Here is a 13,291-nt window from a genome sequence, read left to right as displayed (position 1 = left end):
GGCCGGCCACCGTCATGACCGACGCGATTCATGTCACCGACGCATCCGCTCCCGCCGATGCCACCGGATCCTCCGCACTCCCCCGGTTCCCCCGCGGCTTCTTCTTCGGCGCCGCCACCGCCAGCTACCAGATCGAGGGCGCTCACGACGAGGGCGGGCGCGGCCCCTCCATCTGGGACACCTACTGCCGCGAGCCGGGCCGGGTGGCCGACGGGGCCACCGGCGACGTCGCCTGCGACCACTACCACCGCTACCGCGAGGATGTCGCGCTCCTGCGCGACCTGGGCGTGGACAGCTACCGGTTCTCCATCGCCTGGCCCCGCGTCCAGCCGACCGGCGGCGGCAAGGCCAACGCGGAGGGGCTCGACTTCTACGACCGCCTCGTGGACGAGCTGCTGGCCGCCGGGATCTCCCCCGCCGCCACCCTGTACCACTGGGACCTGCCGCAGGCCCTGGAGGACCGGGGCGGCTGGCGGGTGCGGGAGACGGCGGAGCGGTTCGCCGACTACACGCGGCTGGTCGTCGACCGGCTCGGCGACCGGGTGCCGCGCTGGATCACGCTGAACGAGCCGTTCTGCTCCGCCTTCGTCGGCTACGCCATCGGCCGGCACGCGCCGGGGGCGCGCGAGGGCCGCGGCGCGCTGGCCGCCGCGCACCACCTGCTGGTCGGCCACGGCCTGGCGGTGCGGGCGCTGCGCGAGGCCGGGGTGCGGGAGGTGGGCATCACGCTCAACCCGGACCGGCTGCTCCCGGCCACCGACTCGGCCGCCGACCTGGCCGCGGTGCGCCGGGCCGAGACGCTGCACAACGAGGTGTGGCTCGACCCGCTGTTCGCCGGGCGGTACCCGGCGCACGAGCGGGAGACGTGGGGGGAGTCGGCCGACGGTTCCTACCGCAGGGAGGGCGACCTGATCACCATCGCCGCCCCGCTCGACTTCGTCGGCATCAACTACTACCGGCCGATCACCATCGCCGACGCGCCGCACCGCGACGCCGACCCCGCGGCCCGCACGGCCGTGGACATCGGCGTCGAGGAGTCCTGGCGGCAGGACGTCCGCCGCACCACCATGGGCTGGCCGGTCGTCCCGCACACGTTCACCGACCTGCTGGTCGACCTCGACCGCCGCTACCCCGAGCTGCCCCCGGTGGTCATCACCGAGAACGGCTCGGCCGAGGACGACTCCGTCGCCGAGGACGGCCAGGTCCACGACGCCGACCGCGTCGCCTACCTCCGCGACCACCTGTTCGCCCTGGCTGCGGCCGTCGAGGCGGGCGTGGACGTGCGCGGGTACTACGTCTGGTCGCTGATGGACAACTTCGAGTGGGCCTTCGGCTACGCGAAGCGGTTCGGCATCGTCCGCGTCGACTACGACACCCTCGAACGCCTCCCGAAGGACAGCTACCGCTGGTACCGGGACCTGATACGCCACCACAAGCAGGAGACGCAGTGAAGTTCACCGACGGCTACTGGCTGATGCGCGACGGCGTCTCCGCCGCGTTCGCCAGGCAGGTCGCCGACGCGGCGGTCCTGGAGGACCGCCTCACCCTCCACGCGGCCGTGCGGCCCGTGGAGCGGCGCGGCCACACGCTCAACAGCCCGCTGCTGACCGTCGAGTGTTCCTCGCCCGCCGAGGGCGTCATCGCGGTCAGGTCCACCCACCACGCGGGCGCGACCGAGCGGGGGCCCCGCTTCCCGCTCGCCGCCGACCCGGGGCACCGGGCGAAGACCGCCGGCGACGGCACGGTCCTCGAACTGTCCAGCGGCTCGCTCGCCGTCCGCGTGGACACCGCCGCGCCCTGGCGGCTCGACTTCGTCGCCGACGGCCGCGTCCTGACCTCGGCGGAGCGGCGCGGCACGGGCTTCGTCACCACGGGCGACGGCCGCCACCACGCGCTGGGCCAGCTCTCGCTCGGCGTGGGCGAGCTGGTCTACGGACTCGGCGAACGGTTCACCCCGTTCACCCGCAACGGCCAGTCCGTCGACGTCTGGCAGGCGGACGGCGGCACGGCCAGCGAACAGGCCTACAAGAACGTGCCGTTCTACCTGACCAACCGCGGCTACGGCGTCTTCGTCAACCACCCGGGCCAGGTCTCCTACGAGGTCGGCTCGGAGGCGGTCGGCCAGGTGCAGTTCAGCGTGGAGGGCCAGTCGATCGAGTACCTGGTCATCCACGGGCCGACGCCCAAGGAGATCCTGGACCGCTACACGGCGCTCACCGGCCGCCCCGCGCTGCCGCCCGCCTGGTCGTTCGGGCTGTGGCTCTCCACCTCGTTCACCACGGACTACGACGAGGCGACGGTCAGCCGGTTCGTGCAGGGCATGGCGGAGCGCCGCATACCGCTGAGCGTCTTCCACTTCGACTGTTTCTGGATGCGCGAGTACCAGTGGTGCGACTTCACCTGGGACCCGGCGGTCTTCCCCGACCCGGAGGGGATGCTCTCCCGCCTGAAGGAGCGGGGGCTGCGCGTCTCGGTCTGGATCAACCCCTACATCGCGCAGAAGTCGCCGCTGTTCGCCGAGGCCATGCGGCAGGGCTTCCTGCTGCGCAAGGCCGACGGCGACGTATGGCAGTGGGACATGTGGCAGGCCGGGATGGCGCTGGTGGACTTCACCAACCCGGCGGCCAGGCGGTGGTACGCGGAGAAGCTGCGGGCCCTGGCCGCGCAGGGCGTGGACTGCTTCAAGACCGACTTCGGCGAGCGGGTGCCGATCGACGTGGTCTGGTACGACGGCTCGGAACCGGAGCGCATGCACAACTACTACACGCAGCTCTACAACGAGACGGTCTTCGGCGTGCTCGCCGAGGAGCGCGGGAACGGGCAGGCGGTGCTCTTCGCCCGCTCGGCGACCGCGGGCGGGCAGCAGTTCCCCGTTCACTGGGGCGGTGACTGCGAGTCCACCTTCTCGGCGATGGCCGAGTCGCTGCGCGGCGGCCTGTCGCTCGGGCTGTCCGGGTTCGGCTTCTGGAGCCACGACATCGGCGGCTTCGAGGGCACCCCGACGCCCGCGCTGTTCAAGCGGTGGGTGCAGTTCGGCCTGCTGTCCTCGCACAGCCGGCTGCACGGCAGCAACTCCTACCGCGTCCCGTGGGACTACGACGAGGAGGCGGTGGCCGTCACGCGGGACTTCACCCGCCTCAAGCACCGGCTGATGCCCTACCTGGCGGAGGTCGCGCGGGAGGCGGCGGAGCGGGGAACGCCGGTAATGCGGGCCACGCTGCTCGAATTCCCGGACGACCCGGCCTGCCACACGCTGGACCGCCAGTACATGCTGGGCCCCGACCTGCTGGTGGCGCCGGTCTTCAGCGAGGACGGCACCGTCGACTACTACGTGCCCGGGGGAACGTGGACGCACCTGCTCACCGGCGAGCCCGTGCGGGGCGGCGGGTGGCGGCGCGAGCGGTTCGGGTTCGACAGCCTGCCGCTGCTGGCCCGCCCCGGCTCGGTGATCCCGTTCGGGGACGCCGACGACGCCCCCGAGTACGCGTGGGCACGGGGTGTGACCCTGCGGGTGCACGCGCCCGAGGAGGGCGCGGAGACCGTCACCACCGTCCCCTCCCCCGACGGCGGCGAGGCGGCGGTCTTCCGCACCCGGCGGGAGGGGAACGCCGTGGTCGTGCGCGCCACCGGCGCGCCCGGACCCTGGCACGTCGTGGTCGCGGGCCCCGACGGCTACGGCGCGCCGGTGACCGCGCCCGCGGGCACCACGTCCGTGTCGGTCCCGCTGGGCTGAGCGGGCCGCCCGGAGCCGCGTCGGCGCGGCCCGGGCCCGCCCGGTCAGCGTCGCGGTCGGCCGTCGTGGTCGATCTTCGCCAGCAGCGCGGGGGTCCAGCGGCGGCCGTAGGCGGTCCTGAGCACGGGGAGGCGCCAGTCGGCCCCGGTGACCGTTCCGCGGCACAGCGCCGTGCCGCAGCGGCACTCCATCGACCAGGTCTCCACGCCGGTCATGGTGGCGTAGTCGGAGGTCAGCTCCGCGCCCGCGGCGATGTCGCGGCGGGCCACCAGGGTCACGGCGTCGCGGTGCCACAGGGTGGGGTCGCAGGAGTGGTTGCCCAGGCTCGCGGGGTGCCCGGGGTCGGTGACCATGTGCAGCCCGGGGCTGACGGTGAAGCTGCTGGGCGGCGAGGTGGCCTCCAGTTCGGCGTCGTCGATGAGCGGCCCGCCCAGCCGTGCCACGGTCTCGCCCTCCGGGATGGGCTCGACGGCGAACAGGCCGCGCCCCTGGATCGGCGAGCCGCGCACCTCCGCCCGCGGCGTCAGCCAGCACTCGGCCGGATAGTCCGTCTCGCCCCTCGTCCGTGTGGTGTCCATCGGGGCACGCTACCCGCGTTTCACCGGACCGACGCCGGGCACTCGGCGCGGCGAGGTGGTGAGCATGCCTGAACCGGGCAGCAAGAAGTACGACATTCACCGCGCCCATCGGCGCAAGGAGGCCGAGAGCCGGGGCGTGCCGGACCAGCACGCCAACGCCGAGGCCAACGAGTCCCTTCAGCGGGACCCGACGTGGCAGTCGCGAGGGCCCCGTACCGAGCGCGGACGCGGGCCGCTGTCGGAGCGCGAGACGTTCCAGGACCTGCGGCCGGAGACGGACTGAGGCCATGAGCGCGAAGGCCGGCAAGACGGCGAAGGCCCTGCTCGACACGTGCGGGCAGACCTACACGGAACAGGCGGGCATCCGGCTGAAGAACACACCGGCCCCGCTGTACCAGACGCTGGTCCTGGCCCATCTCCTCTCCGCGCGCATCCGTGCCGAGGTCGCGGTGGCCGCGGCGCGGGCGCTGTTCGACGCGGGCATGACCGATCCGCGGCGGATGGCGGACGCCACCTGGCAGGAGCGGGTGGACGCGCTGGGCGTGGGCGGGTACCGACGTTACGACGAGCGGACGTCCCGCCAGCTCGGCGAGGGCGCGGCGCTCGTGCTCGACCGGTACCGCGGCGACGTGCGGGGGATGCGCGGCGACCGGGTCGGCGCGCGGCTGAAGGAGTATCCGGGGATCGGGGCGATGGGGGTGGACATCTTCCTGCGCGAGGCGCAGGGCGTGTGGACGGAGCTGATCCCCTACATCGACCGCAAGGCGCAGGACGGAGCCGAGCGGGTGGGCCTGCCGCGTTCGCCCGCGGCCCTGGGCGGCCTGGTGAAGGACGCCGAGGTGCCCCGGCTCACCGCGGGCCTGGTGCGGGTGGCCCTGAACAAGGACCTCGCCGAGGACGTCAGGGAGCGGGCGCGCGGCTGAGCGCCCGGCCCCGGGTTTCCCCGGGCCGGGCGGGGAAACTCGCGGGGGTGTCCGAACGACCCATCCGGGAGGCGCACGCATGACCGACTCCGACGCCTTCGAGCTGGACGAGCTGTGGGTGGATTTCCACAGTGTCGTCAACATGACGTCACACGAACTCGGCGCCTGGCTGCGGACGATCTCCGCCGGCGAGGAGTCCGAGCAGCCGCCGGACTCGGCGGGCAGCGAGCAGGGCCGCGGGGTGCTGGCCATTCTGCGGAAGCGGCGGATGGACCTCACCGACGACGACCTGGAGCTGATGTCCGACGTGGTGGACACGGTGCGCGCCGAACGCGAGGCGGGCCCCCGGGTCGAGGTGCCGGATCCCACGTGGCGCTACCGGCTGATGTGCCTGGGCCACGACCCGTTGCGCGCCCAGACCTGACCCGCGGGCGCGCCCGACCCGCGGGCGGCCGGGCTGTTCAGGCGGCCGGGCCCCGTTCCCCCGCCGCTTCCGCGAGACGGTAGACGCGGGCGGCGGTCCCGCCGAACACCGCGTCCCGCTCCCCCGCGCCCAGGCCGGCGGTCAGGGCGCGGGCCAGCGTCATGACCCGGCCGTAGTCGGCGGCGAGCGTGCAGACCGGCCAGTCGGAGCCGAACATCAGCCGGTCGGGCCCGAACTCCGTGAGGACCGTGTCCGCGTAGGGGCGTAGGCCCTCCGGCGTCCAGGCGTGCCAGTCGGCCTCGGTGACCATGCCCGAGAGCTTGCACACCGTGTTCGGCAGGGCGGCCAGCCGGGCGATGTCGGCGGCCCAGGGGTCGAGGTCGCCGGAGGCGATGGGCGGCTTGCCGAGGTGGTCCAGGACGAACGTCAGCTCGGGCAGCAGGGCCGCGGCCTCCACGGCCGCGGGGAGCTGGTGCGGGAGGACCAGCAGGTCGTAGACGAGTCCGGCCGCGGCGACGGCGGCCAGGCCGCGCAGCGCGTCCTCGCGCAGCAGCCAGCGGGGGTCGGGCTCGCCCTGCACCTGGTGGCGGATGCCGGTCAGGAGGTGGCCGCCCGGCCCCTCACGGAGCGCGGCCAGCGCGTCGGCGACGCCGGGGGCCGTGAGGTCGGTCCAGCCGACGACCCCGGCGATCAGCTCGGACCCGGCGGCGAGGGCCAGCAGTTCGGGCGTCTCCTCGGCCACGGTGACCGTCTGGACGACGACGGTGCCGGTGACCCCCGCGGCGCGGGCCAGGGGCGCGAGGTCGGCGGCGCCGAAGTCGCGGCGGATCGGGGCCATCTTTGGCCCGGTGATCCAGTCCTGGTCACGGACGGACAGGTCCCACAGGTGGTGGTGGGCGTCGATGACGGCGGCGGTCATATCTCCTCCGGAACGGGAACGTCGGCCGGGAGCAGGCCCTCGGCCCGCAGCTCCTCCCACAGGGCGGCCGGGACCGGGTGGCGTGCCATGGCGGCGGCGTCGTGGACCTCGGCGGCGGACCTGGCGCCGACGAGGACACCGGCCACGGCGGGATGGCCGAGGGGGAAGCGCAACGCGGCGGCCCGCAGCGGGACGCCGTGCCGCTCGGAGACCTCCTTGAGGCGCAGCGCCCTGGCGAGGACGTCCTCGCGCACCGGGGCGTAGTTGTAGGAGGCGTTGGGGCGGGGGTCGGCGAGGAGCCCGGAGTTGAAGACGCCGCCGATGATCACGCCGGTGCCGCGCTCGGCGGCGGCGGGCAGCAGGTCGGCGAGGCCGCCCTGTTCGAGCAGCGTGTAGCGGCCCGCGAGGAGGACCACGTCCACGTCGGTGTCCCTGACGAAGCGGGCCAGCATCGCGGACTGGTTCATCCCGGCGCCGATGGCGGAGACGGTGCCCTCGGCGCGCAGGCGCTCCAGCGCGGGATACGCCTCGGTGAACGCCTGACGCTCGTGGTGGTCGGGGTCGTGGATCAGGGCGATGTCGACCCGGTCGAGGCCGAGCGCGGTGAGGCTGTCCTCCAGGCTGCGGCGGACCCCGTCGGCGCTGAAGTCCCACTGCCTGCGGTGGGTGGCGGGCACCGCGGGGAATCCCTCGGCGGCGTCGGTGCCGGCCGCGGCCACGTCGTCGTTGGGCACCAGGAGCCGCCCCACCTTGGTGGAGAGCGTGAACTCCCCGCGTGGCTTGGTGGCCAGGACCCGGCCCAGGCGCCGCTCGGAGTGGCCGATGCCGTAGTGCGGCGCGGTGTCGAAGCCGCGGATGCCCTCCGCCCAGGCCGCCTCGACGGTGGCGTGGGCCTGGTCCTCGGTCACCTCGGCGCCGAGACCGGCCAGCGGCGCGCCGCCGAGGGAGAGGACGGTGGTGGTGACACCGCTGCTGCCGAGCTCTCTGCGTGCCCGCTCCATCGCGATGCTGTCCGCCCTTCCGGAGTCTCTCTCGGGTCTGCTGCCTGTGCTGTCGGGTCGTCGCCCGCCGGGTGCCGCGTCCGCCGTCAGGTCGTGGGGGCCCTGAGCCGCAGCCCGGCCATGCCGCCGTCCACCGCGAGCGCGGTGCCGGTGACGGACGCGGCGGAGGGCCCGGCCAGGTAGGCGATGGCGGCGGCGACCTCCTCCGCGGTCACCAGGCGGCCCATCGGCTGGCGGGCGTGGAGCGCGGCCCGCTCGGCCTCCGGGTCCTCCGCCGCCGCGAGCAGCCGGCCGACCCAGGGGGTGTCGGCGGTGCCCGGGTTGACGCAGTTGACGCGGATGCCCTCGCGGATGTGATCCGCCGCCATGGCCTGGGTGAGCGAGAGGACCGCGCCCTTGCTCGCCGAGTAGAGCGCGCGCCGGGGCAGGCCCGCGGTGGCGGCGACGGAGCAGGTGTTGACGACGGAGGCGTGGGGGGAGGCGCGCAGCAGCGGCAGGGCGGCGCGGGTGGTGCGCACGATGCCCAGCACGTTGACGTCGAGGACGCGGTGCCACTCCTGGTCCTGGTTGTCCTCGACGGTGCCGGCGGCGCCGATGCCCGCGTTGTTGACCAGGATGTCGATGCCGCCGAGGTCGGCGCCCGCCTCGGCGACGGCCGCGCGCACCGAGGCATCGTCGGAGACGTCCGCCGGGTAGCCGCGCAGCGGCTTGTCGACGCCGCCCGGCTCGATGTCGAGGACGGCGACGGCGGCGCCGCGGTCGGCGAGCAGCCGGGCGGTGGCCAGGCCGATGCCGGAGCCGCCGCCGGTCACGACGGCCCTGAGACCTGCCAGCTCAGCCACGCGGTGGCACCTCCCTCGACGCCAGGTCGGCGGCCCAGAACTCGCCCTGGGGGTAGGCGTATTCGGCGAGGGTCGCCGGGCGCATGGCCGCGGAGAAGCCGGGCGCGGCGGGCGCCTGGTACCGGCCGCGGAGGATTCTGGCCGGGTCGACGAAGTGCTCGTGGAGGTGGTCCACGTACTCGATGACGCGGTCCTCCGTGGTGCCGCTGAGGGCGACATAGTCGAACATGGCGAGGTGCTGGACCAGCTCGCACAGGCCGACCCCGCCGGCGTGCGGGCAGACGGGGACGCCGTGCTTGGCGGCGAGCAGGAGGATGGCCAGGTTCTCGTTGACACCGGCGACGCGGGCGGCGTCGAGCTGGACGATGTCGATGGCCTCGGCCTGGAGGAGCTGCTTGACGATCACCCGGTTCTGCGCGTGCTCGCCGGTGGCCACCTTCACCGGGGCGACGGCGCGGCGGATCGCCGCGTGGCCGAGGATGTCGTCGGGGCTGGTCGGCTCCTCGATCCAGTACGGCTCGAACTCGCCCAGCGCCCTGACCCAGGAGATGGCGTCGCCGACGTCCCAGCGCTGGTTGGCGTCGACGGCGACGCGGATCCCGGGGCCGACGGCGGCGCGGGCGGCGCGCAGCCGCCTGATGTCGTCGTCGAGGTCGGCGCCGACCTTCAGCTTGATCTGGGTGAAGCCGTCGGCGACGGCCTGCTCGGCCAGCCGCGTGAGCTTGGCGTCCGAGTACCCCAGCCAGCCGGCCGAGGTGGTGTAGGCCGGGTACCCGTGCTCGCGGAGCTCGGCGGCGCGCTCGGCCGAGCCCTCCTTGCCGCGCCGCAGGAGGGCGAGCGCCTCGTCGGGGGTGAGGTCGTCGCTGAGGTAGCGGAAGTCGATCTGGGAGAGGAGCCATTCGGGCTCGGCGTCGGCGAGCAGCTGCCACAGCGGCTTGCCCGCGCTGCGGGCCGCCAGGTCCCAGGCCGCGTTCACCACGGCGCCGATGGCCATGTGCATCACGCCCTTCTCGGGGCCGAGCCAGCGCAGCTGGCTGTCCCCGATCAGGTCGCGGTAGAGGGTGCCCGGGTCGGCCGCCAGCTCGGCCGCGTCGCGGCCCACCAGATACGGGGCGAGCGCCTGGATCGCGGCGACCTGCACGTCGTTGCCCCGGCCGATGGTGAAGGTGAACCCATGCCCCTCCAGCCTCTCCTCCGAGGAGGTGCGCAGGGCGACATAGGCCGCGGAGTAGTCGGGGTCCGGATTCATGGCGTCGGAGCCGTCCAGCTCTCTCGACGTGGGGAACCGGATGTCGTAGGTCTCGATGGCGGTGATCCGAGCGGTACGTGACGGCATCAACGGACCTTCCAGGCGGTGCGGCTTTCTGCGGGAACCCTAAAGCCGCACTTGTTCCACCACAAGTAAACAGGCGAGGCCGGTGGGACGTGAGCGGGTGGCCCCGGCCCCGCCCGTCAGCCGTCGGCGGGCCGGGCGCTCCGGGAGAGACCGGCGGTCCCGGCCCCGGTCGCGGGGCGCACGGCCAGCGCCTCCCACCAGGAGTCGAGCGGCGGTGGGGCCGCGGGCTCGAACGACTCCCCCGGGCGCGGCACCGCGACCGTCACGTCGGCGGCCCTGGCCTCGCCGACCGTCCGCTCGACCGGCTCGTCCCACGGGTGGAGCGCCAGGTTGAACGTGCCCCAGTGGATGGGGAGCAGCACGCCGTGCGAGCCCCCGCCCGAGAGGTCGAGGTGGGCGCGGATCCCCTCCTCGGGGGTCATGTGGATGTCCGGCCAGTACGCGCTGGAGTAGGCGCCGATCTGCACCATGGTCGCGTCGAACGGCCCGTGCTCGGCGCCTATCTCGGCGAAGCCGGGGAAGTACCCGGTGTCGCCCGTGTGGTAGACGCGGTGCTCGGGCCCGGCGACCACCCAGGAGGCCCACAGGGTCTGCCAGCGGTCGCGCAGGCCGCGGCCGCAGAAGTGCTGTCCCGGGGTGGCCGTGAGGGTCAGGGAGCCGACGGTGGCCGACTCCCGCCAGTCCAGCTCGATGACGCGCGTAGCCGGGACGCCCCAGCGCTCCAGGTGCGCCCCCACGCCGAGCGGCACGGCGAAGACCGCCTCGCCGGCGATCAGCGCCTTGATGGTGGGCATGTCCAGGTGGTCGTAGTGGTCGTGCGAGATGACGACCGCGTCCAGCCGTCCCAGCTCGGCCAGCGACACGGGAGCGGGGTGGAGCCGCTTGGGTCCCGCGAAGGTGAACGGGGAGCAGCGCTCGCCCCAGACCGGGTCGAACAGGACGCGGTGGCCGTCGATCTCGGCCAGCACGGAGGCGTGTCCGAGCCAGGTCAGCCGCAGCCCCGAGGCGGGCACGTCCGCCGGGTCCGCGGCCGCCGGTCTCACCAGGGGCAGGGGCCCGGCGGGCGCCCTGCGCGCCCGGTCGGCGCGGCGCAGCATCTCGCGCGCCATCGGCAGCATGTCCCGCGCGCCGCCCATGCGGATCGGCCGCTCGTTGCGGAAGGCGCCGTCCCGGTACTGCGGGGAGCGGCGGATGCGCGCGAGGCGCTCGCCGGTGGGCTTGGCGCCGAACGCCGCGGGCCGCAGCCGGGCGAACGGAGAGGGGCGGGTCGGCTTCCCGGGCGCGGAGGCGGGAGCGTGGGCGTGGGCGTGGGACGGCGATTCGGTCACGTGAACCTCCCAGGACGCGGCTGTCGCCACTGTAATCGACGGGGGTGACAAGCAGTCACCCTGCGCAAGGAGGAGAGGAGAACGGGGAATTCCTCGGGGCCGGGTCCACCCGGGAGTGGAGGCGCCGCGGTGACGGAATCGCCCGCAGGGGCGACACGTTCCGCCCCCGGCGGCCTTACCCTGTCCGCCGTGGAGCGTACAAGCGATTATCTGCGTCGGCATGCGGTGGAGGCGGATCTCTGCTGGGCCGGGCTGGTGCTGGTCCTGTGCGGGGTGGACATGGCCACCGCCGCCCCGCCGGGTGGGACGCACCTCGCGCTCTCCGCCGTCCTGGCGCTCTCCCTGGCCGCCGGCGTCGCGCTCCGCCGCCGGCTGCCCGAGCCGATGCTGCTGGTCGCGCTGCTGGCGTGCCTGGTGCAGATCGTGTGGCAGGACCAGGCGCTGTGGGCCTCCGCGCTCGCCGTGTACGTCATCGTCTTCTCCGTCACGGACCGGGGCGCCTGGTGGGCGGCGCGGCTCGCGCTCCTGGGCGGGCTCGGCACGGTGCTGCTGGCCGCGGTGCGCGAGCCGCGCGGCGCCGAGGCGGCGGCCGACATCGTCATCGGCTGGTCGGTGCCGCTGACGCTGAGCTGGGCGCTGGGGTTCAGGGCCAGGTGCCGGCGCTGCTTCCGCACGCTGGCGGAGGGGGACGACAGCGTGGAGCTGATGCGTTCGGCCCGGCGGGAGGCGGCGCTCGCCTGCCAGCGCATCGAGATCGTCCGGGAGATGTACGACATCACCGGGCAGCGGGTCGCGGGGATGGTGGTCCAGGCGGAGGCCGCCGACCGCGTGCTCGACGCGGCGCCGGGCCAGGCCAGGCAGGCGCTCGGCGCGATCGTCAGCAACGGCAGGGAGTCGGAGACGGACCTGCGGCGGACCCTCGGCCTGCTGAGCGACCGCGACTGACCTCGCGGCGGGCGCGGGCATTTGGTGAACCCGTTCCGTCCGCCGGATAGTGAGCGCATGGCTTCTTCCACGATCATCGTGATGGGCGTCTCAGGCGTGGGCAAGACGACCGTCGCGGAACAGCTCGCCGAGCGCCTCGGCGTCCCCTTCGCCGAGGCCGACGACTTCCACCCGCCGGCCAATGTCGACAAGATGGCCGCCGGGACCCCGCTGACCGACGCGGACCGCGGGCCGTGGCTGGACGCGCTGGGCGTGTGGCTGCGCGAGCACGACGAGGCGGGCAGCGGCGGGGTGATGACCTGTTCGGCGCTCAAGCACCGCTACCGGGACCGGCTGCGGGACGCCTCCCCCGGCGTCTTCTTCCTCCACCTCACGGGCAGCTTCGAGCTGATCAGGGAGCGGATGGAGCAGCGCAAGGGCCACTTCATGAAGGCCGCGCTGCTGAGGTCGCAGTTCGCCGACCTGGAGCCGCTGGAACCCGGCGAGCACGGCGTCGCGATCGACGTGGGGGCGCCGCCCGAGGAGTTGGTGGAGGCGTCGCTCAAGGCCGTCCGCGACGCGGAGGGATGATCCCCGGCCGGTTCCCCTCAGACCCTCCCGGCGAGCGGTAGCCGAGGAGGTCGGCGTGGCCGGGGAGGTCGGCGAGGAGCCGTCGGGCCCGGGGCCGAAACCGAAGCCGCGGCCGTCCCGCCAGGTGGCGAGGGCGCGCGTGAGCCGCCCTTCCGCCCAGGACGTCGCAGGCGCTCTCGCGGTCCCCGCCGAAGCACCTGGGGTCGCTGGAGTGGTCGAGAACGGCGTCGATGACGCGTTCAGGATGGGTCACGGGCAGGCCGAACCGGGCGAACGAGCCGCGCGTGAGCCGGTGGTAGCCGTTGACGACCCGCATCCGTCCCACATGCCGGTCCACGGGTCGGCGCGGGTGAGCAGCAGGCCGAACAGCGCCTCGGCGGCCCCCGGGCGGGCGGAATCGGGGGCGAGCGAGCGGTACCGGCGGGCGGCGGTGGCGAACGCGTCGGTCCGGGCGCCCGCGCCCCAGGCGTCGCGCCGCCAGGGCAGGCGGTCGAGGCGGGCGACGATGTGGTCGGCGCCCAGCCGCCGGACGGTGTGGGCGGGGTGCGGGAACGAGGAGCCCAGCAGGTCGAGCGCGTACCCCACGCACAGCACGTGGTGGAGGGCGGCGCCGTCGTCCACGAAACCATCGGCGCCGGGCGCGGGAAGTGCCCCGCCCACCCGGGGCCCATGGGCGTGGGCGGGGCCACGGG

The 13,291-nt window shown here is 74.3% G+C and carries 13 protein-coding genes and 1 pseudogene; 7 read left to right on the top strand and 7 right to left on the bottom strand.

What is annotated here, in order from left to right; translation table 11 throughout:
* Positions 1-14 precede the first annotated feature (14 nt).
* Both ADY01_RS10645 and yicI read left to right on the top strand, forming a co-directional pair.
* Positions 15-1,451 (top strand): GH1 family beta-glucosidase, encoded by a 1,437-nt coding sequence (locus tag ADY01_RS10645; RefSeq protein WP_078900179.1) that lies wholly within the window; start codon positions 15-17, stop codon positions 1,449-1,451.
* The gene (gene yicI, locus ADY01_RS10640) at positions 1,448-3,733 is read left to right on the top strand and encodes an alpha-xylosidase (RefSeq protein WP_049569673.1); all 2,286 of its coding nucleotides are present in this window, start codon (positions 1,448-1,450) and stop codon (positions 3,731-3,733) included. The genes ADY01_RS10645 and yicI overlap by 4 nt, the downstream gene beginning before the upstream one ends.
* A gap of 44 nt (positions 3,734-3,777) precedes the next feature.
* Here yicI and ADY01_RS35965 read toward each other — a convergent pair whose 3' ends face one another.
* Complete coding sequence (locus ADY01_RS35965) at positions 3,778-4,311, bottom strand: SET domain-containing protein (protein ID WP_053170693.1); 534 nt, start codon at positions 4,309-4,311, stop codon at positions 3,778-3,780.
* Between the two features lie 64 nt (positions 4,312-4,375).
* Between ADY01_RS35965 and ADY01_RS10630 the strand changes: the two genes are divergently transcribed.
* From ADY01_RS10630 to ADY01_RS10620, 3 genes are all read left to right on the top strand, one after another.
* Entirely contained in the window at positions 4,376-4,594 is a 219-nt protein-coding gene (locus ADY01_RS10630; protein WP_049569669.1) for a hypothetical protein, read from the top strand.
* A gap of 4 nt (positions 4,595-4,598) precedes the next feature.
* Positions 4,599-5,234, top strand: coding sequence for a hypothetical protein (locus tag ADY01_RS10625; RefSeq protein WP_049569666.1), 636 nt, complete (start codon positions 4,599-4,601; stop codon positions 5,232-5,234).
* Between the two features lie 79 nt (positions 5,235-5,313).
* A complete protein-coding gene (locus ADY01_RS10620; RefSeq protein ID WP_049569663.1) occupies positions 5,314-5,658 on the top strand; it encodes a DUF3140 domain-containing protein in 345 nt (114 codons plus the stop codon).
* Between the two features lie 37 nt (positions 5,659-5,695).
* Here the strand turns inward: ADY01_RS10620 and ADY01_RS10615 are convergent, their stop codons facing one another.
* The 5 genes from ADY01_RS10615 to ADY01_RS10595 form a co-directional block, all read right to left on the bottom strand.
* On the bottom strand, positions 5,696-6,577 hold the full coding sequence (locus ADY01_RS10615) for an amidohydrolase family protein (RefSeq protein ID WP_049569660.1): 882 nt from the start codon (positions 6,575-6,577) through the stop codon (positions 5,696-5,698).
* Complete coding sequence (locus ADY01_RS10610; RefSeq protein WP_049569657.1) at positions 6,574-7,578, bottom strand: aldo/keto reductase; 1,005 nt, start codon at positions 7,576-7,578, stop codon at positions 6,574-6,576. The genes ADY01_RS10615 and ADY01_RS10610 overlap by 4 nt, the downstream gene beginning before the upstream one ends.
* 86 nt (positions 7,579-7,664) lie before the next feature.
* On the bottom strand, positions 7,665-8,420 hold the full coding sequence (locus ADY01_RS10605; RefSeq protein WP_049569654.1) for an SDR family NAD(P)-dependent oxidoreductase: 756 nt from the start codon (positions 8,418-8,420) through the stop codon (positions 7,665-7,667).
* Positions 8,413-9,756: an enolase C-terminal domain-like protein gene (locus ADY01_RS10600; protein WP_049569651.1), complete on the bottom strand. Its 1,344-nt coding sequence runs from the start codon at positions 9,754-9,756 to the stop codon at positions 8,413-8,415. The genes ADY01_RS10605 and ADY01_RS10600 overlap by 8 nt, the downstream gene beginning before the upstream one ends.
* Positions 9,757-9,872: 116 nt before the next feature.
* Complete coding sequence (locus tag ADY01_RS10595) at positions 9,873-11,084, bottom strand: MBL fold metallo-hydrolase (RefSeq protein WP_420715629.1); 1,212 nt, start codon at positions 11,082-11,084, stop codon at positions 9,873-9,875.
* A 189-nt stretch (positions 11,085-11,273) separates the two neighbouring features.
* On the opposite strand from ADY01_RS10595, the gene ADY01_RS10590 reads away from it, so the two are divergent.
* Positions 11,274-12,029, top strand: coding sequence for a DUF7134 domain-containing protein (locus ADY01_RS10590; protein WP_159001108.1), 756 nt, complete (start codon positions 11,274-11,276; stop codon positions 12,027-12,029).
* A 57-nt stretch (positions 12,030-12,086) separates the two neighbouring features.
* The gene (locus ADY01_RS10585; protein ID WP_049569644.1) at positions 12,087-12,599 is read left to right on the top strand and encodes a gluconokinase; all 513 of its coding nucleotides are present in this window, start codon (positions 12,087-12,089) and stop codon (positions 12,597-12,599) included.
* A gap of 249 nt (positions 12,600-12,848) precedes the next feature.
* Here ADY01_RS10585 and ADY01_RS10580 read toward each other — a convergent pair.
* Positions 12,849-13,291: pseudogene (locus ADY01_RS10580) on the bottom strand (hypothetical protein); the annotation flags it as partial.

It is taken from the genome of Streptomyces sp. SBT349 (assembly GCF_001083795.1).
In the GTDB taxonomy this organism is placed as follows: Bacteria; Actinomycetota; Actinomycetes; order Streptomycetales; family Streptomycetaceae; genus Streptomyces.
The sequence above is the reverse complement of the archived record's forward strand: the minus strand, read 5'-3'. Positions and strand labels throughout refer to the sequence as shown.

What these genes read in the sequence shown, in the direction of transcription:
- ADY01_RS10645 (WP_078900179.1), top strand. Translation starts at nt 15, where the DNA reads ATGACCGACGCGATTCATGTCACCGACGCATCCGCTCCCGCCGATGCC.
- ADY01_RS35965 (WP_053170693.1), bottom strand. Translation starts at nt 4,311, where the DNA reads ATGGACACCACACGGACGAGGGGCGAGACGGACTATCCGGCCGAGTGC.
- ADY01_RS10630 (WP_049569669.1), top strand. Translation starts at nt 4,376, where the DNA reads ATGCCTGAACCGGGCAGCAAGAAGTACGACATTCACCGCGCCCATCGG.
- ADY01_RS10625 (WP_049569666.1), top strand. Translation starts at nt 4,599, where the DNA reads ATGAGCGCGAAGGCCGGCAAGACGGCGAAGGCCCTGCTCGACACGTGC.
- ADY01_RS10620 (WP_049569663.1), top strand. Translation starts at nt 5,314, where the DNA reads ATGACCGACTCCGACGCCTTCGAGCTGGACGAGCTGTGGGTGGATTTC.
- ADY01_RS10615 (WP_049569660.1), bottom strand. Translation starts at nt 6,577, where the DNA reads ATGACCGCCGCCGTCATCGACGCCCACCACCACCTGTGGGACCTGTCC.
- ADY01_RS10610 (WP_049569657.1), bottom strand. Translation starts at nt 7,578, where the DNA reads ATGGAGCGGGCACGCAGAGAGCTCGGCAGCAGCGGTGTCACCACCACC.
- ADY01_RS10600 (WP_049569651.1), bottom strand. Translation starts at nt 9,756, where the DNA reads ATGCCGTCACGTACCGCTCGGATCACCGCCATCGAGACCTACGACATC.
- ADY01_RS10585 (WP_049569644.1), top strand. Translation starts at nt 12,087, where the DNA reads ATGGCTTCTTCCACGATCATCGTGATGGGCGTCTCAGGCGTGGGCAAG.